25 protein-coding genes are annotated in these 23,278 nt (G+C 66.2%); 19 read left to right on the forward strand and 6 right to left on the reverse strand.

Going from position 1 to position 23,278, the window contains the following annotated elements; translation table 11 throughout:
• Positions 1-71: 71 nt before the first annotated feature.
• The 3 genes from FFS62_RS14155 to rpmE are packed head-to-tail and all read right to left on the reverse strand — an operon-like array spanning position 72 to position 2,526.
• Complete coding sequence (locus FFS62_RS14155; protein ID WP_137973479.1) at positions 72-1,511, reverse strand: M48 family metalloprotease; 1,440 nt, start codon at positions 1,509-1,511, stop codon at positions 72-74.
• Positions 1,508-2,305: a thermonuclease family protein gene (locus tag FFS62_RS14160; protein WP_137973480.1), complete on the reverse strand. Its 798-nt coding sequence runs from the start codon at positions 2,303-2,305 to the stop codon at positions 1,508-1,510. Before FFS62_RS14160 ends, FFS62_RS14155 begins: the two co-directional genes overlap by 4 nt.
• 2 nt (positions 2,306-2,307) lie before the next feature.
• Positions 2,308-2,526, reverse strand: a complete 219-nt coding sequence (rpmE, locus tag FFS62_RS14165; RefSeq protein ID WP_137973481.1) for a 50S ribosomal protein L31 — start codon at positions 2,524-2,526, stop codon at positions 2,308-2,310.
• A gap of 162 nt (positions 2,527-2,688) precedes the next feature.
• On the opposite strand from rpmE, the gene FFS62_RS14170 reads away from it, so the two are divergent.
• The 10 genes from FFS62_RS14170 to FFS62_RS14215 all read left to right on the forward strand — a co-directional run bounded on the left by FFS62_RS14170 (position 2,689) and on the right by FFS62_RS14215 (position 15,455).
• Positions 2,689-4,908, forward strand: a complete 2,220-nt coding sequence (locus FFS62_RS14170; protein WP_137973482.1) for a primosomal protein N' — start codon at positions 2,689-2,691, stop codon at positions 4,906-4,908.
• 156 nt (positions 4,909-5,064) lie between these two features.
• Positions 5,065-6,804: an arginine--tRNA ligase gene (gene argS, locus FFS62_RS14175; RefSeq protein WP_137973483.1), complete on the forward strand. Its 1,740-nt coding sequence runs from the start codon at positions 5,065-5,067 to the stop codon at positions 6,802-6,804.
• Positions 6,805-7,494, forward strand: coding sequence for an SPOR domain-containing protein (locus tag FFS62_RS14180; RefSeq protein WP_256662232.1), 690 nt, complete (start codon positions 6,805-6,807; stop codon positions 7,492-7,494).
• A 96-nt stretch (positions 7,495-7,590) separates the two neighbouring features.
• A complete protein-coding gene (gene hslV / locus FFS62_RS14185; RefSeq protein WP_068824557.1) occupies positions 7,591-8,121 on the forward strand; it encodes an ATP-dependent protease subunit HslV in 531 nt (176 codons plus the stop codon).
• Between the two features lie 23 nt (positions 8,122-8,144).
• On the forward strand, positions 8,145-9,485 hold the full coding sequence (gene hslU / locus FFS62_RS14190; protein WP_137973484.1) for an ATP-dependent protease ATPase subunit HslU: 1,341 nt from the start codon (positions 8,145-8,147) through the stop codon (positions 9,483-9,485).
• Positions 9,486-9,538: 53 nt separating this feature from the next.
• Positions 9,539-9,910 (forward strand): gamma-butyrobetaine hydroxylase-like domain-containing protein, encoded by a 372-nt coding sequence (locus FFS62_RS14195; protein ID WP_137973485.1) that lies wholly within the window; start codon positions 9,539-9,541, stop codon positions 9,908-9,910.
• A gap of 313 nt (positions 9,911-10,223) precedes the next feature.
• The gene (gene phaC / locus FFS62_RS14200) at positions 10,224-11,903 is read left to right on the forward strand and encodes a class II poly(R)-hydroxyalkanoic acid synthase (RefSeq protein WP_137973486.1); all 1,680 of its coding nucleotides are present in this window, start codon (positions 10,224-10,226) and stop codon (positions 11,901-11,903) included.
• Positions 11,904-12,063: 160 nt separating this feature from the next.
• Positions 12,064-12,921 carry a poly(3-hydroxyalkanoate) depolymerase gene (gene phaZ / locus FFS62_RS14205; RefSeq protein ID WP_137973487.1) on the forward strand — a complete coding sequence of 286 codons (858 nt, stop codon included), beginning with the start codon at positions 12,064-12,066 and terminating at the stop codon, positions 12,919-12,921.
• A gap of 158 nt (positions 12,922-13,079) precedes the next feature.
• Positions 13,080-14,762: a class II poly(R)-hydroxyalkanoic acid synthase gene (gene phaC, locus FFS62_RS14210; RefSeq protein ID WP_137973488.1), complete on the forward strand. Its 1,683-nt coding sequence runs from the start codon at positions 13,080-13,082 to the stop codon at positions 14,760-14,762.
• A 78-nt stretch (positions 14,763-14,840) separates the two neighbouring features.
• Positions 14,841-15,455 carry a TetR/AcrR family transcriptional regulator gene (locus FFS62_RS14215; RefSeq protein WP_137973489.1) on the forward strand — a complete coding sequence of 205 codons (615 nt, stop codon included), beginning with the start codon at positions 14,841-14,843 and terminating at the stop codon, positions 15,453-15,455.
• A 76-nt stretch (positions 15,456-15,531) separates the two neighbouring features.
• Here FFS62_RS14215 and FFS62_RS14220 read toward each other — a convergent pair whose 3' ends face one another.
• From FFS62_RS14220 to FFS62_RS14230, 3 genes are all read right to left on the reverse strand, one after another.
• A complete protein-coding gene (locus FFS62_RS14220; protein WP_137973490.1) occupies positions 15,532-16,377 on the reverse strand; it encodes a phasin family protein in 846 nt (281 codons plus the stop codon).
• A 10-nt stretch (positions 16,378-16,387) separates the two neighbouring features.
• Complete coding sequence (locus tag FFS62_RS14225; RefSeq protein WP_137973491.1) at positions 16,388-16,840, reverse strand: phasin family protein; 453 nt, start codon at positions 16,838-16,840, stop codon at positions 16,388-16,390.
• A gap of 96 nt (positions 16,841-16,936) precedes the next feature.
• Positions 16,937-17,215 (reverse strand): polyhydroxyalkanoic acid system family protein, encoded by a 279-nt coding sequence (locus FFS62_RS14230; protein ID WP_137973492.1) that lies wholly within the window; start codon positions 17,213-17,215, stop codon positions 16,937-16,939.
• 115 nt (positions 17,216-17,330) lie between these two features.
• Between FFS62_RS14230 and ubiE the strand changes: the two genes are divergently transcribed.
• The 9 genes from ubiE to FFS62_RS14275 all read left to right on the forward strand — a co-directional run bounded on the left by ubiE (position 17,331) and on the right by FFS62_RS14275 (position 23,262).
• Positions 17,331-18,101 carry a bifunctional demethylmenaquinone methyltransferase/2-methoxy-6-polyprenyl-1,4-benzoquinol methylase UbiE gene (ubiE, locus tag FFS62_RS14235; protein ID WP_137973493.1) on the forward strand — a complete coding sequence of 257 codons (771 nt, stop codon included), beginning with the start codon at positions 17,331-17,333 and terminating at the stop codon, positions 18,099-18,101.
• Complete coding sequence (locus tag FFS62_RS14240; protein WP_137973494.1) at positions 18,101-18,715, forward strand: SCP2 domain-containing protein; 615 nt, start codon at positions 18,101-18,103, stop codon at positions 18,713-18,715. Before ubiE ends, FFS62_RS14240 begins: the two co-directional genes overlap by 1 nt.
• Positions 18,712-20,307, forward strand: a complete 1,596-nt coding sequence (gene ubiB / locus FFS62_RS14245) for a ubiquinone biosynthesis regulatory protein kinase UbiB (protein ID WP_137973495.1) — start codon at positions 18,712-18,714, stop codon at positions 20,305-20,307. Before FFS62_RS14240 ends, ubiB begins: the two co-directional genes overlap by 4 nt.
• A 107-nt stretch (positions 20,308-20,414) precedes the next feature.
• Positions 20,415-20,813 (forward strand): phosphoribosyl-AMP cyclohydrolase, encoded by a 399-nt coding sequence (hisI, locus tag FFS62_RS14250; protein ID WP_137973496.1) that lies wholly within the window; start codon positions 20,415-20,417, stop codon positions 20,811-20,813.
• Positions 20,806-21,144, forward strand: a complete 339-nt coding sequence (locus FFS62_RS14255) for a phosphoribosyl-ATP diphosphatase (RefSeq protein ID WP_137973497.1) — start codon at positions 20,806-20,808, stop codon at positions 21,142-21,144. The genes hisI and FFS62_RS14255 overlap by 8 nt, the downstream gene beginning before the upstream one ends.
• A 20-nt stretch (positions 21,145-21,164) precedes the next feature.
• Positions 21,165-21,410, forward strand: coding sequence for a twin-arginine translocase TatA/TatE family subunit (locus FFS62_RS14260; protein ID WP_137973498.1), 246 nt, complete (start codon positions 21,165-21,167; stop codon positions 21,408-21,410).
• A gap of 3 nt (positions 21,411-21,413) precedes the next feature.
• Positions 21,414-21,788 (forward strand): Sec-independent protein translocase protein TatB, encoded by a 375-nt coding sequence (gene tatB, locus FFS62_RS14265; RefSeq protein ID WP_137973499.1) that lies wholly within the window; start codon positions 21,414-21,416, stop codon positions 21,786-21,788.
• Positions 21,785-22,558, forward strand: coding sequence for a twin-arginine translocase subunit TatC (gene tatC, locus FFS62_RS14270; protein ID WP_137973500.1), 774 nt, complete (start codon positions 21,785-21,787; stop codon positions 22,556-22,558). The genes tatB and tatC overlap by 4 nt, the downstream gene beginning before the upstream one ends.
• Complete coding sequence (locus FFS62_RS14275) at positions 22,555-23,262, forward strand: 16S rRNA (uracil(1498)-N(3))-methyltransferase (protein ID WP_137973501.1); 708 nt, start codon at positions 22,555-22,557, stop codon at positions 23,260-23,262. The genes tatC and FFS62_RS14275 overlap by 4 nt, the downstream gene beginning before the upstream one ends.
• Positions 23,263-23,278 lie beyond the last annotated feature (16 nt).

The raw sequence follows: 23,278 nt of genomic DNA on the forward strand, positions 1-23,278 counted from the left end.
TTTGCAGTGAAGGCAGGCGAGCGAGCATACGCAAGAAGGCCAAGGCCCACAAGATCGGGCCTCTGAGCGGGTCAGCGAACTACCTTGAGCCAATCGCCGGGAAGTGGCTGACCGGTCGGATACAGACCATTCAGCAGACGCAGACGCTTCAGCTTGTCACCCTCGCCACCCATCTCCCGACTCAGCGCTTCCAGGCTCTGGCCGGCCTTGAATTGCACCAGATGCAGACGCCAGGGTTGCCCCTGTTCGCGCTCCTTGGCCTGCAGCGGCCGGAAGCTACGCACCACCTCCATGAACTGGTCATCGGCGCTCTCCAGCGAGGCACGCCCCTTGACCGCGCCGATGAACAGGAAGGCTTCGCTCTGCCGTGCCACCACCGCCACGCGCTTGGCGCCGTCGCCGGTCAGCACGCCAGTGGTCACGTCCAGGCCGCTCTGCTTGAAGCTCTGCTCAGCGGTGAGGCCGCGCCCGCCAGTCTTCTCATGCACGAAGGCGCGCGAGTCGGTGCCCGGCTTCAGCGGCTGCATGCTCATGACCATGAAGGCCTGCTGATCGCCGCTGTGAACGATCACCGCGTCCGGGCGATTGATCAGCTCCCAGCCCTGGGGAATGGCCAGGGTGAAATCCAGGCCAACATGATAGAAGCGCTGGCCCCGACGCACACCGGCCTCGGCCGAGTCGCCGAAGGGCATGCCCTCGATCCGCTTCAGGTAGGTGTCACGCCCCACCTCGCCCTGACTGGTCGCCAGCGGGCTGGCCGAGGCCACTACCTGGCGCAGTCGGGTGTCGTTGTCCGGGTGGGTGTCGAACAGGCCGTGATAGCCGGCCGGCGGCACTTCCTTACCCTTGGCCTGGGCCTCGTCGCGGGCGAAGTCTTCCTGGCTCTTCAGCACCTTGACCACTTCGATCATCGCCTGTGGGTCGTAGCCGCTGCGCGCCAGGTACTGGGCGCCGAAGCCGTCGGCCTCCAGCTCCATGTCGCGACCGTAGCCGCTCACCAGGGCGCCGCCCAGCACATTGGTGATATCGCCGGCGGCGCCAACGCCGGTACCGATCGCCACGGCCTGGCCGAGGATGTTCCAGGCCGTGGACTGGCTCTGCTGACGCACGCTGTGGCGAGCCGTGACGTGCCCGACTTCATGCCCGAGCACGGCCGCCAGCTCCGCCTCGGAGCCGAGGTAAGCCATCAGCCCGCGGTGGATATAGATGTGTCCGCCGGGAATGGCGAAGGCGTTGATGTCCGGCGAGTCAATGACGGTGAAGCTGTAGTCGAGATTGCTGCGATGGCTGTTGCGCGCCACCCGCTCGCCCACCTGCTGCACGTAGGCCTGCAGCTTCTCGTCGGCATAGCGCGGGTATTGCTTGGCGATCTCCTGGGCGTAGTTGCGCCCCAGGTCGATCTCCTGCTGCTCGCTCATCATCACGAAGTCGGTCTTGCCGGTGGCCGGATTGACCGCGCAACCGACGAGCTGGGCAAGCAGGGACAGCAGCAGGAACAGACGCAACTTCATGGCAACACCTCGAGCATGGCAGCATGGGTGAGCGGCAGCATCCAGCGGGCTTGCTCCGGTTGTACGCCGCCGCGCCGGGAACGGTCAATCACCCAGCCGCGCGCCTCGATCCGACCGGCCAGACCCTGCAGCGCCGCCACGTCGAAGTGACGCAGCAGCTTGGGCTCGACGCGCAGCACCAGCGGCCCGTCCATCTCGATCCAAAGGCCGCCGCGGTTGCGCTGTACCCGCGCGACCTCGCCGCGCACCAGGGCGAAGCCACCGCTGCGCAGATCGAAGGGTGTGAAGATCCGCGCCTGTTGCCAGAGACCGACGCGCCGCTCACGCGCCTCATCCTCGGCGCTGCGCTGGCAGTCTTCCAGACCGGTAGCCGGCTCGAATGCCACGCGATAGCCCAGCCCCTCGGCCAGCAGTTGCGCCTCCAGATTGCGCCCATCGGCGTCGTAGGCGTGCGCCAGGGTGCGGCCGTAGTGGTCGCGGGCCTTGCTGCCGACGCGCAGGCCGATGCGCCCGTCATTGGCGGCCACCAGGGCCTGCAGGCGCTTGGTCGCCGCTTCGGCGAAGGGCTCTGCCGGGCGACCGTCACGGGCGCGCTCAGGCGCGTTGATGCCGATCAGCCGCACGCTGCGGCCATCGGCCAGACGCAGGGTATCGCCGTCCACCACCTTGGCCACGCGCAGCGGCGCCAGGTCGTCGACCCGCGGGCAGAAGGCCTGGGCCGGGAGAACCAGGCAGACAGAAACGAAAAAGGCGCCCACCAGGGACGCCTTTTTCAGCAGAGAGGCTTGAGCCACTCTTATTCGGTTTTGGCGCCGAACACACCGAAACGCTGCTTGAAGCGGTCGATACGGCCGCCGGTATCCAGCATCTTCTGCTTGCCGGTGTAGAACGGGTGGCACTCGGAGCACACGTCCAGGCTCATCGGCTTGCACAGGGTGGAACGGGTCTTGATCACGTTGCCACAGCTGCAGGTTGCAACCATTTCTTCGTACTGCGGATGGATATCGGCTTTCATCGTATTTTCCTCGGGTAGGTGTGCCGCCACTCAGCTCGCTGCCGAGTACCGCACGGAAATAGGCCGCGCACTATACCAGACGGCCACTGCCAAGCAAGCCGCCGCCCGGACGGGGCGACGTGCGGCCGTGCTAGCATCGCCGCTTCGAATCCGGAGCCCACCGTGCCTGACACCATCCTGCGCCTCGCCCTGCCCTCGCCGCTGCGCCGCCTGTTCGACTATCGCGCGCCCGAAGGCGTGCCCCGTTCGATGCTGCAGCCCGGCGTACGACTGCGCGTGTCGTTCGGCCGGCGCGAGGTGATCGGCGTGCTGGTGGAACTGGCCGGCAGCAGCGACGTGCCGCAGGACAAGCTCAAGCCGGCCCTGCAGCTGCTCGACCGCACCCCGCCCCTGCCGGCACCGCTGTTCAAGCTGTGCCTGTGGACGGCGCAGTACTACCAGCACAGCCTCGGCGACACCCTGAGCTGGGCCCTGCCGGTGCTGCTGCGCCAGGGCGAGCCGGCCGAAGTACGCCAGGAGCGCTACTGGCACGCCACCGAGGGCGCCAGCGCGGACGATCCGCGCCTGGCCCGCGCGCCGCGCCAGCGCGAGGCACTGCGCGCCCTGGCCCAGCATCACCACGGCGTGCCGCATGGCCTGCTGAGCAAGCTGCAGCTGAACAAGGACAGCCTCGACCTGCTGCTGGAAAAGGGCCTGGTGCGCGTCGAGGTGCGCCGCAGCGCGCCGCTGCAGCGCCACGGTGGTTGGCTGGCGCAGCCGGAGCTGCCACTTAACGCCGAACAGCGCGCCGCCTTCAACGCGGTGCAGGCCGGCATGGGCGGCTTCGGTGCTTATTTGCTGTATGGCGTCACCGGCAGCGGCAAGACCGAGGTCTACCTGCAGCTGATCCGCCACTGCCTGGAAGCCGGCAAGCAGGCACTGGTGCTGATCCCCGAGATCAACCTGGGGCCGCAGACCGTCGAGCGCTTCGCTCGCCGTTTCAACGCCCGCATCGCCCTGCTGCACTCCGGGGTCAACGACCGCGAGCGCCTGGACGCCTGGCTGGCCGCCCGCGACGGCGAGGCCGACATCATCATCGGCACCCGCTCGGCGCTGTTCACCCCGATGAAGAACCCGGGGCTGATCATCATCGACGAGGAACACGACGCCTCCTATAAACAGCAGGAAGGCCTGCGCTACCACGCCCGCGACCTGGCCCTGGTGCGCGCGCGCCAGGAGAACCTGCCGATCGTGCTCGGTTCGGCCACGCCGTCACTGGAAAGCCTGCACAACGCTCACGCCGGCCGCTACGCCCTGCTCAAGCTCGGCCAGCGCGCCGGCAATGCCCAGCCGCCACGCTTCCTGCGCCTGGACGTGAAGAGCCTGCCGCTGGATTCCGGCATCTCCGGTCCGCTGCAACTGGCCATCCGCCAGACGCTGGAGGCCGGCCAGCAGGTGCTGGTATTCCTCAACCGCCGCGGCTTCGCGCCTACCCTGCTGTGCCACGACTGCGGCTGGATCAGCCAGTGCCCGCGCTGCGACGCACGCATGACCCTGCACCAGCGCCACAACGAGCTGCGCTGCCACCACTGCGGCCACGTCGAGCGCACGCCGCGCAACTGCCCGGACTGCCAGAAGGTCGACCTGCGTCCGGTGGGTGCGGGCACCGAGCGCGCCGAGGAGCGCCTGGCCATTCTCTTTCCGCAGTTCCCGGTGCTGCGCATCGACCGCGACACCACCTCGCGCAAGGGCGCGATGGACAAGCTGTTCGCCACCATCAACAAGGGCGAGCCGTGCATCCTGGTCGGCACCCAGATGCTCGCCAAGGGCCACCATTTCCCGCGCGTCACCCTGGTGGCCATCCTCGACGCCGACGGCGGCCTGTTCTCCGCCGACTTCCGCGCCAGCGAGCGCATGGCCCAGCTGATCGTCCAGGTGGCCGGGCGTGCCGGGCGCGCCGAAGAGCCGGGCAAGGTGATCATCCAGAGCCATCTGGCTGACCATCCGCTGCTGGTCCAACTCACCGAGCAGGGCTATCCGGCCTTCGCCGAGCAGGCCCTGAGCGAGCGCCGCGGCGCCGGTCTGCCGCCCTTCGCCCACCTCGCCCTGCTGCGTGGCGAGGCGCACAAGCCGGGCCAGGCCGAAGGCTTCCTCGACGAGGCCTGCACTTACGCCGAGCAGCTGCGCGACGAGCTGAAGCTGGCCGGCATTGAGCTGCTCGGCCCGGTGCCGGCGCCGATGGAGCGCCGCGCCGGGCGCTTTCGCGCCCAGTTGCTGCTGATGGCCAGCGCCCGCGTGCCGCTGCACAAGCTGCTGGCCCACTGGCTGCCGATACTGGAGGCGATGCCCAGCGGGCGGGCGGTGCGCTGGTCGCTGGATGTCGATCCCATCGACCTGTTCTGAGGGCCACCCGCGGCCTGCAGCGCTCACCCCTTTCGCCCTGTTTTCTCTCGCTCGCAAGACCGCAAGCGGGCTCCAAGCCGTCAAAGCTTGAAGCCGCGCCCCTCGGGCGCCGATAATGCACAGTTTTCGACCAGCCGCGGCCGACCCGAGCAGACCATGAAAGACACGATTCGCCACCTGATCCAGCAAGCCCTGACCCGCCTCACCGCCGAGGGCATGCTGCCCGAGGGCCTGAGCCCGGCCATTCAGGTGGAGAACACCAAGGACCGCAGCAACGGCGACTTCGCCAGCAACATCGCCATGATGCTGGCCAAGCCGGCCGGCATGAAGCCGCGCGACCTGGCCGAGAAGCTGGTCGCTGCCCTGCCGGCCGACGCTGGCATCGCCAAGGTCGAGATCGCCGGACCCGGCTTCCTCAACTTCTTCCAGAACAGCGACGCCCTGGCCCAGCGCCTGGAAGCCGCCCTAGCGGATGACAAGCTCGGCGTGCGCAAGGCCGGCAACCCGCAGCGCGTGGTGGTCGACCTGTCCGCGCCGAACCTGGCCAAGGAGATGCACGTCGGCCACCTGCGCTCGACCATCATCGGCGACGGCGTGGCCCGCGTGCTGGAGTTCCTCGGCGACAGCGTGATCCGCCAGAACCACGTGGGCGACTGGGGCACCCAGTTCGGCATGCTGCTGGCCTATATGCAGGAAAACCCGATTGCCGCGGAAAGCGAGCTGTCCGACCTGGAAGGCTTCTACCGCGCCGCCAAGAAGCGCTTCGACGAGTCCGCCGAGTTCGCCGACCGCGCCCGCGAGCTGGTGGTCCAGCTGCAGGCCGGTGACGCCGAGTGCCTGCGCCTGTGGAACCGTTTCAACGACATTTCCCTGTCCCACTGCCAGGCCATCTACGACCGCCTGGGCGTGAAACTGAGCATGGCCGACGTCAAGGGCGAGAGCGCCTACAACGCCGACCTCGCCAACGTGATCGCCGACCTGCAGGCCAAGGGCCTGCTGACCGAGGACAACGGCGCCCAGTGCGTGTTCATGGACGAGTTCAAGAACTCGGAAGGCAACCCGCTGCCGCTGATCGTGCAGAAGGCCGGTGGCGGCTATCTGTACGCCACCACCGACCTGGCCGCGACCCGTTATCGCGCCAACGTGCTCAAGGCCGACCGCGCCCTGTACTTCGTCGACCAGCGCCAGGCCCTGCACTTCCAGATGGTGTTCGCCGCCGCCCGCCTGGCCGGCTTCGTGCCGGCCAGCATGGAGCTGGAGCACATGGGCTTCGGCACCATGAACGGCCCGGACGGCAAGCCGTTCAAGACCCGCGACGGTGGCACCGTGAAGCTGGTCGAGCTGCTGGACGAGGCCGAGCAACGCGCCTATGCCCTGGTCAAGGACAAGAACCCCGAGCTGGCCGAGGACGAGCTGCGTCATATCGGCCGCGTGGTCGGCATCGCCTCGGTGAAATACGCCGACCTGTCCAAGCACCGCACCAGCGACTACCGCTTCAACTTCGAGCTGATGCTCAGCTTCGAGGGCAACACCGCGCCCTACCTGCTGTACGCCTACACCCGCGTCGCCAGCATTTTCCGCAAGCTGGGCAAGGACGTGGCCGAGATCGGCGGGCAGATCCGCATCGAGGCGCCGCAGGAGCAGGCCCTGGCCGGCAAGCTGGCGCAGTTCGCCGACACCCTCAACAATGTCGCCGGCAAGGGCGAACCACACCTGCTGTGCGCCTACCTCTACGACCTGGCCGGCCTGTTCTCCAGCTTCTACGAGAATTGCCCGATCCTCGCCGCCGAAGATGAAGCCACCCAGCAGAGCCGCCTGCGCCTGGCCGCGCTGACCGGCCGCACCCTCAAGCAGGGCCTGGAGCTGCTGGGCCTGGAAACCCTGGAGCGCATGTAAGTGGCGGCGGCGAAGAAGAAGCCCGCACCCAAGCGCGGCGCCAGCCGTTACCAGGCGCCGGCGAAGAAGCCGGTACCCGGCTGGGTGTGGATGGTCTGCGGCCTGGTGATCGGCGGGTTCTTCATGTTCCTGTTCAGCCTGGAGCCGGGCCGCGACGATGTGAAGCGGGCCAAGCCCGAGGAACAGAAGCGCGTCACCGAGCAGCAGAAGAAGCCGCAGGTGGCAGCGGAGCCGATCAAGCCAAAGTACGACTTCTACACCCTGCTGCCGGAATCCGAGGTCATAGTGCCGCCGGATGCCCTGCCGCCGGCCGATGCCGTGAAGCCGCCAGAAACCAAGCCGGTGAGCCCGGAGGAAGCGGCCAAGATCGACGCCACCCGCGCCGAGGCCGCGCTCAATGGCGAGACCCCGCCTCCGCCGCCCGTCGTGGTAGCCAAGGCGCCGGTCACCACCCAGTTCTTCCTGCAGGCCGGTTCGTTCCGCAAGCGCGAGGACGCCGACAAGGTGCGCGCGCAGATCCTCATGCTCGGCCAGAACGTGCAGGTGGAGTCCGGCAAGGTCCGCGAGGAGACCTGGCACCGCGTGCTGGTCGGCCCCTACGCCAACCGCGAGCAGCTGGCCACGGCGCAGAAGCAGTTGGCCGGCAGCGGCTTCAGCAATCTCTTGCTACAACAGCGGCAGAGCCGCTGAGTCATCAAGTTGCCCGCTCCGGTTGAAAAGCCGGGCGGGCCACCCCATCTGATCTCCATTCGGGCACATCGGCCCCGCTGCGTGGAGATTCACCCCTTGACCACCATCGTTTCAGTCCGCCGCAACGGCAAAGTCGTCATGGGCGGCGACGGCCAGGTTTCCCTCGGCAACACCGTGATGAAGGGCAACGCCAAGAAGGTGCGGCGCCTGTACCACGGCCAGGTGCTGGCCGGCTTCGCCGGCGCCACCGCCGACGCCTTCACCCTGTTCGAGCGCTTCGAGGGCCAGCTGGAGAAACACCAGGGCCATCTGGTACGGGCCGCCGTCGAGCTGGCCAAGGACTGGCGCACCGACCGTTCGCTGAGCCGCCTGGAGGCCATGCTGGCGGTGGCGAACAAGGACGCATCGCTGATCATCACCGGCAACGGCGACGTGGTCGAACCCGAACACGGCCTGATCGCCATGGGCTCCGGCGGCGGCTTCGCCCAGGCCGCGGCCATGGCCCTGCTGCAGAAGACCGAGCTGTCCGCCCGCGAAATCACCGAGACGGCGTTGAACATTGCCGGCTCCATCTGTGTCTTCACTAACCAGAATCTGACCATCGAGGAAGAAGACTGCGCCGAATGAGCGCGGCTTCCGGAGCCACATACATGTCCATGACGCCCCGCGAGATCGTTTCCGAGCTCAACCGCCACATCATCGGTCAGGATGACGCCAAGCGCGCCGTGGCCATCGCCCTGCGCAACCGCTGGCGGCGCATGCAGCTGCCGGCCGAGCTGCGCCAGGAAGTGACGCCGAAGAACATCCTGATGATCGGCCCCACCGGCGTCGGCAAGACCGAGATCGCCCGCCGCCTGGCCAAGCTGGCCAACGCGCCGTTCCTCAAGGTGGAAGCGACCAAGTTCACCGAGGTCGGCTATGTCGGCCGTGACGTCGAGTCGATCATCCGCGACCTAGCCGACGCCGCGCTCAAGCTGCTGCGCGAGCAGGAAGTGCAGAAGATGAGCCACCGCGCCGAGGACGCCGCCGAGGAGCGCATTCTCGACGCCCTGCTGCCGCCGGCCCGCGTCGGCTTCAACGACGACCCGGCGCCGAGCCAGGACTCCAACACCCGCCAGCTGTTCCGCAAGCGCCTGCGCGAAGGCCAGTTGGACGACAAGGAGATCGACATCGAGGTGGCCGAGCAACCGGCCGGCGTCGAGATCATGACCCCGCCGGGCATGGAGGAGATGACCAGCCAGCTGCAGAACCTGTTCTCCGGCCTGACCAAGGGCAAGAAGAAGACCCGCAAGCTCAAGGTCAAGGAAGCCTTCAAGCTGGTGCGCGACGAGGAAGCCGCGCGCCTGGTCAACGAAGAAGACCTCAAGGCCCGCGCCCTGGAGGCGGTGGAACAGCACGGCATCGTGTTCATCGACGAGATCGACAAGGTCGCCAAGCGCGCCAACGTTGGCGGCGCCGACGTGTCCCGCGAGGGTGTGCAGCGCGACCTGCTGCCGCTGATCGAGGGCTGCACGGTCAACACCAAGCTGGGCATGGTCAAGACCGACCACATCCTGTTCATCGCCTCCGGCGCCTTCCACCTGGCCAAGCCCAGCGACCTGGTGCCCGAGCTGCAGGGCCGCCTGCCGATCCGCGTCGAACTCAAGGCGCTGTCGCCCGAGGACTTCGAGCGAATCCTCACCGAGCCGCACGCGGCGCTGACCGAGCAGTACAGCGAGCTGCTGAAGACCGAGGGGCTGAACATCGAGTTCGCCGCCGACGGCATCAAGCGCATCGCCGAGATCGCCTGGCAGGTCAACGAGAAGACCGAGAACATCGGCGCCCGGCGCCTGCACACCCTGCTCGAGCGCCTGCTGGAGGAAGTCTCCTTCAGCGCCGGCGACCTGGCCGGCCAGCAGAACGGCGAGCCGATCCGCATCGACGCCGCCTACGTCAACGGCCACCTCGGCGAACTGGCGCAGGACGAAGACCTGTCGCGCTACATTCTCTGATGCGCGCGCGGGGTGGATAATGCGTTATCCACCCCGCTTCAGGACTCCCCGCGATGCGCATGCCCACCGCCATCAAACTGCACAAGGCCTCCCGCACCCTGGAGCTGGCCTATGGCGACGAGCGCTACAGCCTCGGCGCCGAGTTCCTGCGCGTGCATTCGCCCTCGGCCGAGGTGCAGGGCCACGGCAAGCCCATCCTGCAGCACGGCAAGCAGAACGTCGGCCTGAGCCGCATCGAGCCGGCCGGCAACTATGCACTGAAACTGTGCTTCGACGATGGCCACGACAGCGGCCTGTACACCTGGGACTACCTCTACCAGCTCGCCACCCGCCAGGAGCAGCTGTGGGCCGATTACCTGGAGGAGCTGGCCCGCGCCGGCAAATCCCGCGACCCGAGCGAGTCAGTAATCAGACTGATGCTCTAGGGCTGCTCGGCGCTCGATCATCGCCGCGCTCTGTTTCGCCCCTTCCGCCATATTAGTTTCACGCCTAGAGCGCATTTTCTAATCGCGCTCGGCATACTCCCGCGCGCCGCGCAATCAGTGTTCGCGAACTTGCGCAAAAACGGAAACTCGGGTAACCAAGGAACTGGCAGGTTCCATGCATTTGCCCCGGCGAATGCGAAGAAAGCGCGGAGTTCGCTCCGCACCCGGTAAACCCGAGCAGTACCAGCCCTTCGCCCTGTGCCCTTCACACAGCTGCAGTTGGTATTCGTCTCAGGACAATGGAGCGTCGTAGATGACCCAAAAGAATAATGAAGACCTGCATCGCCAAGCCTCGGAGAACACCCTGGGTCTGAACCCGGTGATCGGCTTGCGCGGCAAGGATCTACTCACTTCTGCCCGAATGGTGCTGGCCCAGGCCATCAAGCAACCGTTCCACAGCGCCAAGCACGTTACCCACTTCGCCTTCGAACTGAAGAACGTACTGCTCGGCCAGTCCGAGCTGCTACCGGAGGACGGCGACCGCCGCTTCGCCGACCCGGCCTGGAGCCAGAATCCGCTGTACCGCCGCTATCTGCAGACCTATCTGGCGTGGCGCAAGGAACTGCATGACTGGATCGAGGACAGCAACCTCTCCGAGCAGGACACCAGCCGCGGCCACTTCGTCATCAACCTGATGACCGAAGCCATGGCGCCGACCAACAGCATGGCCAACCCGGCCGCGGTCAAACGCTTCTTCGAGACCGGCGGCAAGAGCCTGCTCGACGGCCTCTCCCACCTGGCCAAGGACATGGTCAACAACGGCGGCATGCCGAGCCAGGTGAACATGGCGGCCTTCGAGGTCGGCAAGAACCTGGCCACCAGCGAAGGTGCGGTGATCTTCCGTAATGACCTGCTGGAGCTGATCCAGTACAAGCCGACCACCGAGCAAGTGCACGAGCGCCCTCTGCTGGTGGTGCCGCCGCAGATCAACAAGTTCTACGTGTTCGACCTGTCGCCGGAGAAGAGCGTCGCGCGCTTCCTCCTGCGCAACCATGTGCAGACCTTCGTGGTGAGCTGGCGCAACCCGACCAAGGCCCAGCGCGAGTGGGGGCTGTCGACCTACATCGAGGCGCTGAAGGAAGCGGTCGACGTGGTCACCAGCATCACCGGCAGCAAGGACGTCAACATCCTCGGCGCCTGCTCCGGCGGCATCACCATCTCCTCGCTGCTGGGCCACTACGCGGCCACCGGCGAGCAGAAGGTCAATTCGATGACCCTGCTGGTCAGCGTGCTGGATACCAAGCTGGACACCCAGGTCGCCCTGTTCGCCGACGAGAAGACCCTCGAGGCTGCCAAGCGCCGCTCGTACCAAACCGGCGTGCTGGAAGGCAAGGACATGGCCAAGGTGTTCGCCTGGATGCGCCCCAACGACCTGATCTGGAACTACTGGGTCAACAACTACCTGCTGGGCAACGAGCCGCCGGTGTTCGATATCCTCTACTGGAACAACGACACCACCCGCCTGCCCGCCGCCCTGCATGGCGACCTGATCGAGCTGTTCAAGACCAACCCGCTGACCCGCGCCGGCGCCCTGGAGGTCTGCGGCACGCCGATCGACCTCAAGCAGGTCACCACCGACATCTACTGCCTGGCCGGCACCAACGACCACATCACCCCGTGGGAGGCCTGCTACAAGTCCTCACTGCTGTTCGGCGGCAAGGTCGAATTCGTGCTGTCCAACAGCGGTCACATCCAGAGCATTCTCAACCCGCCGGGCAACCCCAAGGCACGCTTCGTCACCAACAGCGAGCCGGCGACAAGCGCCCGCGAATGGCAGGAGAAAGCCACCAAACACGCCGACTCCTGGTGGCTGCACTGGCAACAGTGGCTGGCCGAGCGCTCGGGCAAGCTGAAGAAGGCACCTGCCGGCCTGGGCAGCAAGAACTACACGCCGGGCGAGGCCGCGCCAGGGACTTACGTACACGAACGCTGAGACAAGCAACGCTGCACCTTGCGCAGTACTGCCCGCGGCACCTGGAAGTGCCGCACGCCGCGGCGGGCCAACGGCCCGGGCGGCGCCCGCCGCAAGGCGGGAGACTGGCGAGCGGTCCTGGAAGGTCGCTCTCCGCTGATCCATGTATAGGGCCTAGCGCATGCCGCAATCTTTTGTATTTCGCACCATCGAGCTGGATGGCCAGATCATCCGCACCGCGGTCCGCCCGGGCAGCAGCAACCTCACGCCACTGCTGATCTTCAATGGCATAGGCGCCAACCTGGAGCTGGTGATGCCCTTCGTCCGAGCCCTGGATCCGGACCTGGAAGTGATCGCCTTCGACGTCCCGGGCGTCGGCGGGTCATCCACCCCGAGCACGCCCTACCGCTTCCCCGGCCTGGCCAAGCTGGCCGCCCGCATGCTCGACTACCTGGACTACGGCCAGGTCAACGCCATCGGCGTGTCCTGGGGCGGTGCTCTGGCGCAGCAGTTCGCCCACGATTATCCCGAGCGCTGCAAGAAGCTGGTGCTGGCCGCCACCTCGGCCGGCGCGGTGATGGTGCCGGGCAAGCCCAAGGTGCTCTGGCGCATGGCCAGCCCGCGGCGCTACATCCAGCCGTCCTACGGCGTACACATCGCTCCGGACATCTACGGCGGCGCCTTCCGCCGCGACCCCAAACTGGCCCTGGCACATGCCAGCAAAGTGCGTTCCGGCGGCAAGATGGGTTACTACTGGCAGCTGTTCGCCGGCCTCGGCTGGACCAGCATCCACTGGCTACATCGCATTCGCCAACCTACTCTGGTACTGGCCGGCGACGACGACCCGATCATCCCACTGGTCAATATGCGCCTGCTGGCGTGGCGCATCCCCAACTCGGAACTTCACGTGATCGACGACGGTCACCTGTTCCTGGTGACGCGCGCCGAAGCGGTGGCACCTATCATCATGAAATTCCTCCAGGAGGAACGGCAGCGTGCGGTAATGCATCCGCAGCCGCAGCCGATTCGCAGTCACTGATCGCACAACTGTAGTGCTACTCCGGCAGGCTCGCCCCAGGGCGACGCTGGCCGGACAAGGAAGTTTTTTTCGCGCGGCAGTCTGGAATGCCCTCCGGCGCGCTTTGGTACAAGCCTTGCTGTCACTGGATGTGACAGTTCGACGACGGAGCCTGCCCCATGCGAGACAAGACTGCACCGGGATCCATGCCGGTACCCGCACACTTCATGAACGCGCAGAGCGCGATGGTCGGCGTACGCGGCCGCGATCTGTTTTCCACCCTGCGCACCCTGGCCTTCCAGGGCCTGCGCCAGCCGATGCACAGCACGCGACACTTGCTGTCGTTCGGCAAACAGTTGGGCCGGGTGATGCTCGGTGATACGCCCTTCCAGCCCAACCCGCAGGACAGCCGCTTCGCCGACCCCACCTGGCACCTCAACCCCTTCTATCGACGCAGCCTGCAGGCCTACCTGGCGTGGCAGAGGCAGCTCAAGGCGTGGATCGACGAGAGCGACCTGTCGCCGGACGACCGCACCCGCGCGCACTTCCTGTTCGCCCTGCTCAACGACGCCCTGGCGCCGTCCAACACCCTGCTCAACCCGCTGGCGATAAAGGAGCTGTTCAACAGCGGCGGCACCAGCGTGCTGCGCGGCGCACGTCAGCTGTTCGACGACTTGCTGCACAACAACGGCATGCCGCAGCAGGTCAACAAGCGCGCCTTCGAGGTCGGTCGCAATCTGGCCATCACCCCCGGCTCGGTGGTGTTCCGCAGCGAGATGTTCGAGCTGATCCACTACAAGCCGATGAGCGAAAAGCAGTACGAGCGCCCGCTGCTGGTAGTACCGCCGCAGATCAACAAGTTCTACATCTTCGACCTCAGCCCGGAGAAGAGCTTCGTCCAGTACTGCCTGAAGAACGGCCTGCAGGTGTTCATGATCAGCTGGCGCAACCCGGACGCTCGTCATCGCGAGTGGGGCCTGTCCAGCTACGTGCAGGCCGTGGAGGACGCCACCGACGTGTGCCGCGCCATCAGCGGCAGTAAGGAGGTCAACCTGATGGGCGCCTGCGCCGGTGGCCTGACCATCGCCGCTCTGCAGGGCCACCTGCAGGCCAAGCGCCAGCTGCGCAAAATCGGCTGCGCCACCTACATGGTCAGCCTGCTGGACAGTCAGGTGGAGAGCCCGGCGATGCTGTTCGCCGACGAGCAAACCCTGGAGTCGGCCAAGCGTCGCTCCTACCAGAGCGGCGTGCTCGATGGCCGCGACATGTCCCGGGTATTCGCCTGGATGCGCCCCAACGACCTGATCTGGAATTACTGGGTCAACAACTACCTGATGGGCAAGGAGCCGCCGGCGTTCGACATCCTCTACTGGAACAACGACAACACCCGCCTGCCGGCCGCCCTACACGGCGACCTGCTCGACCTGTTCAAGCACAACCCGCTGACCCGCATCGGCGGCCTGGAGGTGTGCGGCACGCCGATCGACCTGTCCAAAGTCAACCTGGACAGCTTCAGCGTCGCCGGCATCAACGACCACATCACCCCCTGGGACACGGTGTACCGCTCGGCGCTGCTGCTCGGCGGCAATCGCCGCTTCATCCTGTCCAACAGCGGCCACATCCAGAGCATCCTCAATCCGCCGAGCAACCCCAAGGCCACCTACTTCGAGAACGGCAAGCTGACCAGCGATCCGCGCGCCTGGTACTACGACGCGCAGAAGCACGAGGGCAGCTGGTGGCCGCAATGGCTGGAGTGGATCCAGCAGCGCTCGGGGGAGCAACGCGAAACGGTGTTCCGCGTCGGCAGCAATAAATACCCGGCGATGGAAGCAGCCCCCGGAACCTATGTCCACGTGCGCTGAGACGCGGCGAAAAACACTGGCCGGGCGCAAGCCCGGCCGGTTATCGTCGAAGCTCCAGCGGCCCTACAAGATCATGGAATGAAGACCCGCGACCGCATCCTCGAAACCGCCCTGCAGCTGTTCAACGACCAGGGCGAACCCAACGTCTCCACCCTCGAAATCGCCACCGAGATAGGCATCAGCCCGGGCAATCTCTATTACCACTTCCATGGCAAGGAGCCGCTGGTGATGGAGCTGTTCGAGCGCTTCCAGGCAGAACTGGCGCCGTTGCTCGACCCGCCCGCCGAAGCCGAGCTGGGCGCCGAGGACTACTGGCTGTTCCTGCACCTGATCGTCGAGCGCCTGGCCTCGTACCGCTTCCTGTTCCAGGACCTGTCCAACCTCTCCGGCCGCCTGCCCAAGCTGGCCCGTGGCGTCCGCCAGTGGCTGAACCTGCTCAAGCGCACCCTGGCCAGCCTGCTGGCGCGCCTCAAGGCCCTGGGCCAGCTGCGCAGCGATACGGAGGCGCTCGGCCAGCTGGTGGAGCAGATCACCCTGACCTTGCTGTTCTCCCTCGACTACCAACGCATCCTCGGCGCCAGCGGCGAAGTGCGCCTGGTGGTGTTCCAGATCATGATGCTGGTCGCCCCGCATCTCACCGATGAATCGCGCCACGCCGCCGAACGCATCGCCCATCGCTATCTGGAAGCCTGAACCCCCTCAGCGTTTTCTCTGCCCCTGAAATGCAAACGCCCGGCACTGGGCCGGGCGTTTGTACATCCTGAGGGGATCAGGACGGAGTGGCGGGCGTTGCCGGTGCAGCGGCCGGAGCCGGGGTGGCAGCCGGAGCCGGCGCCGGAGCGGCAGGCTTGGCAGCGACCGGTTTGGCGGCCGGCTTCGGCGCGGCGGCTTTCTTCACCGCCGGCTTCTTCGCGGCAGCCGGCTTGGCGGCCGGTTTTGCAGCGGGCTTGGCTGCAGCCGGTTTCGCCGCAGGCTTGGCGGCTGGTTTGGCAGCAGCCTTGGCCGCAGGCTTCGCAGCCGGCTTGGCGGCAGCTTTGGCAGCTGGCTTGGCGGCCGGTTTAGCGGCGGCCTTGGCGGCTGGCTTAGCAGCAGGTTTGGCTGCCGGCTTGGCAGCAGCCTTGGCGACCGGCTTGACCGACTTCACCGATACACCGGTGAGCTTTTCGATCTGCTTGGTCAGGCTGTCGACCTTGGTCTGCAGCGACTTCACTTCGTTGCGGCTCGGTACGCCCAGACGGGAGATGGCGCTGTTAAGACGCTTGTCGAAAGCCTCTTCCAGCTCGCTCCATTTGCCGATGGCCTTGCCTTTGACTTCGTCGACTTTCGACTTGGCCGAACCGACGGTGCTGCCGACGCTGGACTTGACCACATCCAGTTGCTTGTCGACTTCGGTCTTGGCTTTCTTCTCGGCCTTCTCGCCGTCCTTGACCAGGCCATCGAACAGCTTGTTGCCGTCGTTGCTGATCTTGGAATAGGCACCGAGGCCGGCCAGCCAGATCTGGCGCGAGTACTTCTCGATCTCGCCGATCCAGGAGTTGCTTTCCTTTTTGGCAGCCGGTTTTTTCACTGCCGGTTTAGCCGCCGGTTTTGCAGCGGTAGGTTTCTTAACAGCCATCCTGCTCTCCTTATTGGGTACGCGCCACTCGCTCAAGCAAAGCATTCAACTCGTCCAGCTTAGCAGAGAGTGCCTCAACATCCTGCTTGGAGGGAATACCCAGACGGTTCAGAGCGCTGGCTACACGATTGTCGAAGGCCTTTTCGATCTTGTCGAATTGCACTTCGACCTTACCTTTGACTTCGGAGACGCTGTTCTTGACGCTCTTGAGCTGGGACTCGATCTGGCTGTTGGCGGCATCGACCTGCTCGTTCACCAGTTTCTTGCCCTGCTTCTCGACGCCTTCGCCGGCCTTGACCAGCTCCTTGAAGTAGTCGACGCCTTCGGCACCGGCCTTGGCGTAGGCACCCAGGCCAGCCAGCCAGACCTTGCGGGCATAGGCTTTGACGTCGGTCAGAACGGTGAGTTTGTCTTCGACTTTCTCGACTGCGACTTTCTTCTTGGCGGCAACTTTAGTGACCATGGTGCACCTCTCGCTCAAAGTGATGGACTGTTCGTCCTTTGCCAGGACTTGAGCGCAAGGTAGTGAAGAAAATTAGAAATCACATACTAGGGACCGTCAGGCCTGCAGATGCTTGTCGAGGGTCTCCTCGATCTCGCGCCTGATGGTGCCACCCAGGGCGGACAGCAGCAGACCCAGCTTGAGCTCCACCCGCACGCTGGAATCGCCCACCGCGATGGTGCCGTCGGCGCCGCTGCGCTTGAACTCCAGGGTGTCGCCGCTCCAGCGGTACTTCACGTCGTACTCGCTGGCCAGGCGCTGGGCCAGCGCCTCGGCCTTCTCGCGGGCAACGGCCAGGCCGAGGGAATGGGTGCGTTCGACGGTGATGCGGGACATGCGCGACTCCTGCTGCGACCTTATGTCACGCGACTATATCAGCTCCGCCCGGCGCCAAGACAAAGGCCGGCCACGGGTTTAGAATGGCCGCCACTTCGATTCAGGTGACGGCGACATGAACGACCCGCGCAAAGCCCCAGAGCAGGAACAGACCACCCACTTCGGTTTCCAGGATGTGCCGGAAAGCCAGAAGGCGGAGAAGGTGGCGGAAGTCTTCCACTCGGTGGCGGCCAAGTACGACCTGATGAACGACGTGCTCTCCGGCGGCCTGCACCGCCTGTGGAAGCGCTTCACCATCGAGCTGTCCGGCGTGCGCCCGGGCAACCGGGTGCTGGATATCGCCGGCGGCACCGGCGACCTCACCCGCAAGTTCGCAAGCCTGGTCGGCCCGACCGGCGAAGTGGTGCTGGCCGACATCAACGACTCGATGCTCAAGGTCGGTCGGGATCGCCTGCTGGACAAGGGCGTGGCCGGCAACGTGGTATTCGTCCAGGCCGATGCCGAGAAGCTGCCGTTCCCGGACAACCATTTCGACGTGGTCACCATCGCCTTCGGCCTGCGCAATGTCACCCACAAGGAAGACGCCCTGCGCTCCATGCTGCGTGTGCTCAAGCCCGGTGGCCGCCTGCTGGTGCTGGAGTTCTCCAAACCCGGCAACCCGCTGCTGGCCAAGGTCTACGACACCTACTCGTTCAGCTTCATGCCGCTGGCCGGCAAGCTGATCACCAACGACTCCGACAGCTACCGCTACCTGGCCGAATCGATCCGCATGCACCCGGATCAGGAAACCCTCAAGGCCATGATGGTCGAGGCCGGCTTCGAGCGCGTCACCTACCACAACATGACCGGCGGCATCGTCGCTCTGCACCGCGGTATCAAACCCTGATGCTCACCCAGGCGCTGCTCGCCGGCGTCGAGCTCGGCCTCAACCGCGTGCTGCAGATGGACAGCACCGCGCTGCCGCGCCTGGCCCGGCTGGAAGGTACGGTGATCGAAGTCGACTGCCAGAGCCCGGCGCTCAAGCTGTTCATCCTGCCCAGCGAGGACGGCCTGCAACTGGCCAGCCAGTGGGGCGACGCCGACTGCACCCTCAGCGCCCCGGCCAGCAGCCTGTTGCGCCTGGCCCTGGCCAAGGACAAGACCGCCATCCTGCACCGCCCCGACGTCACCCTGAGTGGTGACAGCGCCGTGCTGCTGGAACTGGCCGGCATCCTCCAGGACCTGGAGCTGGACTGGGAATACGAGCTGTCGCGATGGCTCGGCCCGGTCGGCAGCACGCTGCTCGCCGGTCACCTGCGCAGCCGCATCAACTGGGCCGGCGACAGCCTCGACAGCCTGCGCCAGACCCTCGCCGACTACCTGGCCGAGGAGTCGCGCAGCCTGGTCGGCGAGCGCGAAGCCCAGGCCCGCTTTACCGAACTGGACGACCTCAAGCTCGCCCTCGACCGCCTCGACGCCCGCCTCGAGCGCCTCGCCAGAAGAATGAAACCCGACGCATGAAGCTGCTCGCCACCCGCCGCCTGCTGCGCATCCTGCGCGTGGTCATCCGCTACCGCCTGGACGACCTGCTGCTCAACCTGCCGCTGCCCACCTGGATGCGCGCCCTGCGCTTCGCCCTGCCCTGGCGCTGGCTACCCCGGCGCAAGCTCGAGCTGAGCCGCGGCGAGGCCCTGCGCCTGGCGCTGGAAGACCTCGGCCCGATCTTCATCAAGTTCGGCCAGTTGCTCTCCACCCGCCGCGACCTGCTGCCACCGGACGTGGCCGACGAGCTGGCACGCCTGCAGGATCAGGTACCGCCGTTCGACCCGGAGCACGCCGTGGAACGCATCGAGCAGCAGCTCGGCGCCACGGTCGGCGAAGTGTTCGCCCGCTTCGACGTGGCCCCGCTGGCCTCGGCCTCCATCGCCCAGGTCCACGCCGCGCAGCTGAAGAGCGGCGAGGAAGTAGTGGTCAAGGTGATCCGCCCCAACCTGCGGCCGATCATCCGTTCCGATCTGGCCTGGCTGTTCCTCGCCGCACGCATCGCCGAGAAGGCCTCGGCCGATGCCCGCCGCCTGCGCCCGGTGGAGGTGGTGTCGGACTACGAGAAGACCATCTACGACGAGCTCGATCTGCTGCGCGAGGCGGCCAACGCCAGCCAGCTGCGGCGCAATTTCCAGGACTCGCCGCTGCTCTACGTGCCCCAGGTGCACTGGGACTGGTGCCGGCCCAAGGTGCTGGTCATGGAGCGCATCTACGGCGTGCCGGTGACCGACCTGGCGACCCTGGCCGACCAGCGCACCAACATGAAACTGCTGGCCGAACGCGGTGTAGAGATCTTCTTCACCCAGGTGTTCCGCGACAGCTTCTTCCATGCCGACATGCACCCCGGCAACATCTTCGTCGCCACCCGCACGCCGTGGAGCCCGCAGTACATCGCCATCGACTGCGGCATCGTCGGTAGCCTCACCCCCGAGGACCAGGACTACCTGGCGCGCAACCTGATCGCCTTCTTCAAGCGCGATTACCGCAAGGTCGCGCAGCTGCATATCGACTCCGGCTGGGTACCGGCGGAAACCCGGGTCAACGACTTCGAGGCGGCCATCCGCACCGTGTGCGAGCCGATCTTCGAGAAGCCGCTGAAGGACATCTCCTTCGGCCAGCTGCTGCTGCGCCTGTTCCAGACCGCACGGCGCTTCAACATGGAAGTGCAGCCGCAGCTGGTGCTGCTGCAGAAGACCCTGCTCAACATCGAGGGCCTCGGCCGCCAGCTGTACCCGGACCTGGACCTGTGGAGCACCGCCCAGCCGTTCCTCGAACGCTGGATGCGCGAGCGCGTCAGCCCGCGCAACCTGCTGCACAACCTGCAGAGTCAGGCCGAACAGGTGCCGCACTTCGCCCACATGGCCCGCGACATGCTCGAGCGCATGAGCCAGCCGCACGCCAGCGACCCACCACCGCCGTGGCGCGAGCAGCGCGACCAGTGGCCGCTGCGTCTGCTCGGCGCCGCCCTGGTGGCCGGCGGCGTCAGCCAGGGCCTGGCGCTGGCGCCGACGGCTTGGGCCGCCTGGCTCAGCCTGGCGGCCGGGCTGGCGCTGATCCTGCGCCGATAGCCAGTATCGCGCCCGGCTGGCACACTGGCTCTTTCAGGCACCAACAGGGTGCACCACCGGCGCGACGCCCGCGCCACCGAAGTGCCCGGCAACGGGTGGATTGAGAAATGACCGACTGGCTCGACGAAATTCGCTGGAACGAGGATGGCCTGGTCCCGGCCATCGCCCAGGACCACAAGACCGGCCGCGTGCTGATGATGGCCTGGATGAACCGCGAGGCCCTGACCCTCACCGCCGCCGAACAGCGCGCCATCTACTGGTCACGTTCGCGTGGCAAGCTGTGGCGCAAGGGCGAAGACTCCGGCCATGTGCAGAAGCTCCACGAGCTGCGGCTGGACTGCGACGCCGACGTGATCATCCTGCTGGTCGAGCAGATCGGCGGCATCGCCTGTCACACCGGGCGTGAAAGTTGCTTTTACCGGGTCTGGGAAGATGGTGCGTGGCACAGCGTCGATCCGGTACTGAAAGACCCGCATGCCATCTACCAGGGACACAAGCATGAGTGACACCCTCACCCGCCTGGCCGAGGTGCTGGAGGCGCGCAAAGGCGCGGCGCCGGACAGCTCCTACGTGGCCAGCCTGTATCACAAGGGCCTGAACAAGATTCTGGAGAAGGTCGGCGAAGAGTCGGTCGAGACCATTCTTGCGGCCAAGGACGCGGCCATCAACGGCGATTGCAGCGACCTGATCTACGAAACCGCGGACCTCTGGTTCCACAGCCTGGTCATGCTCGCCGCCCTCGGCCAGCATCCGCAGGCCGTGCTGGACGAGCTGGATCGGCGTTTCGGACTTTCCGGGCACGACGAGAAAGCGGCGCGCCCCACTACTTCCGACTGATCATTTTCGAGGACTGATGCATGGGCATTTTCGACTGGAAACACTGGGTAGTCATTCTGATCGTGGTGGTGCTGGTGTTCGGCACCAAGCGCCTGAAGAACCTCGGCTCCGACCTGGGCGAGACCATCAAGGGCTTCCGCAAGGCGATGAACACCGAGGAAGACAAGCCCACCGAGCCGGCCCCCGCGGCGAGCGAGCAGCTGCACAAGCCGCAGACCATCGACGCCCAGGCGCAGAAGGTCGAAGAGCCGGCGCGTAAGGACTGACGCGTGTTCGATATCGGCTTCTCCGAGCTGCTGCTGGTCGGGCTGGTGGCGCTGATCGTCTTCGGCCCCGAGCGCCTGCCCGGCGCCGCACGCACCGCCGGTCTGTGGATCGGCAGGCTGAAGCGCAGCTTCGGTGCGATCAAGGCGGAAGTGGAACGCGAGATGGGTGCCGACGAAATTCGTCGGCAGCTGCACAACGAGCAGATCCTGCAGATGGAGCGCGAGCTCAAGCAGTCTATCCAGCCACCGGCGCCGCCCGTCGTCGCCGCGCAAGAGCCGCAGCCCGAGCCTGAGGCGCCCGTCACCCCGACGACCAGCGCACCCGCCACTCCCCCGGCCCCTTCCCCAGCCAATCCGGAGCCGCCGCGCCAGCCATGACCGAACAGAACAGCGAGATGCCCCTGGTCGCGCACCTCACCGAGCTGCGCTCACGCCTGCTGCGCTGCGTGATCGTCATCTTCATCGTGTTCGCCGGGCTGTTCTACTTCGCCCAGGACATCTACACCATCGTCTCGGCGCCGCTGCGCGCTTACCTGCCGGAAGGCGCGACGATGATCGCCACCGGCGTCGCCTCGCCCTTCCTCACGCCGTTCAAGCTGACCGCGTGGTGCGCGCTGTTCCTCGCCATCCCGATCATCCTGCACCAGGTGTGGGGCTTCATCGCGCCGGGGCTGTACAAGCACGAGAAGCGCATCGCCATGCCGCTGCTGGTCTCCAGCATCTTCCTGTTCTACGGCGGCATGGCCTTCGCCTACTTCCTGGTGTTCCCGCTGATGTTCCACTTCTTCGCCAGCGTGACCCCGGAAGGAGTGGCGATGATGACCGACATCAACGAATACCTGGACTTCGTCCTGACCCTGTTCTTCGCCTTCGGCGTGGCCTTCGAGATCCCGGTGGCGACCTTCCTGGTGCTGTGGGTCGGCATCATCGACATCGAGACGCTGAAGAAGAGCCGACCCTACGTGATCGTCGGCTGCTTCGTGGTCGGCATGATCCTCACTCCGCCGGACATCTTCTCGCAGACCCTGCTGGCCGTGCCCATGTGGCTGCTGTTCGAGGTCGGCCTGTTCTTCGGCGGCCTGGTGCGCAAGCGCAGCGACCACGACGAAGTCGAGTCCGACGACCAGCCGCCCGCACCACTGCAATGAACCTGCTGCTACTGGAAGACGCCGACTTCGTCGCGGCCGATCGCGCCGTGCTCGAAGGCCGGCGCCTCAAGCACCTGCACGAGGTACACCGCGCCGAGGCCGGCGACCAGCTGCGTGTCGGCCGCCTCGGTGGTGCCATGGGCCGCGGCACCCTGCTGGCCCTGGACGAGCAACACGCCGAGCTGCAGGTGGAGCTGGACCAGCCGCCGCCGGCCAAGCTGCCGCTGACCCTGCTGCTGGCCCTGCCCCGGCCGAAGATGCTAAAGCGCGTGCTGCAGACGGTGGCCGCCATGGGCGTGCCGCGCCTGGTGCTGCTCAACAGCTACCGGGTGGAGAAGAGCTTCTGGCAGACCCCCTTCCTCGAACCCGAGGCCATCCGCGAGCAACTGATCCTCGGCCTGGAGCAGGCCCGCGACACCGTGCTGCCCGAGGTGATCATCGAGAAGCGCTTCAAGCCCTTCGTCGAAGACCGCCTGCCGCAGATCGCCGCCGGCACCCTGGGCCTGGTCGGCCACCCCGGTGATTTCCCGGCCTGCCCACGCGCGGTCAGCGAAGCGGTGACCCTGGCCATCGGTCCGGAAGGCGGCTGGATCCCCTACGAGGTGGACAAGTTGCAAGAGGCCGGCCTGCAGCCGGTGCAGCTGGGCGAGCGCATTTTGCGGGTGGAAACGGCGGTGACAGCGCTGCTGGCAAGGTTGTTCTGAAACCACCAACGGCATA

Origin of the sequence: Pseudomonas sp. F(2018), from assembly GCF_005508865.1 — a bacterium.
In the GTDB taxonomy this organism is placed as follows: domain Bacteria; phylum Pseudomonadota; class Gammaproteobacteria; order Pseudomonadales; family Pseudomonadaceae; genus Aquipseudomonas.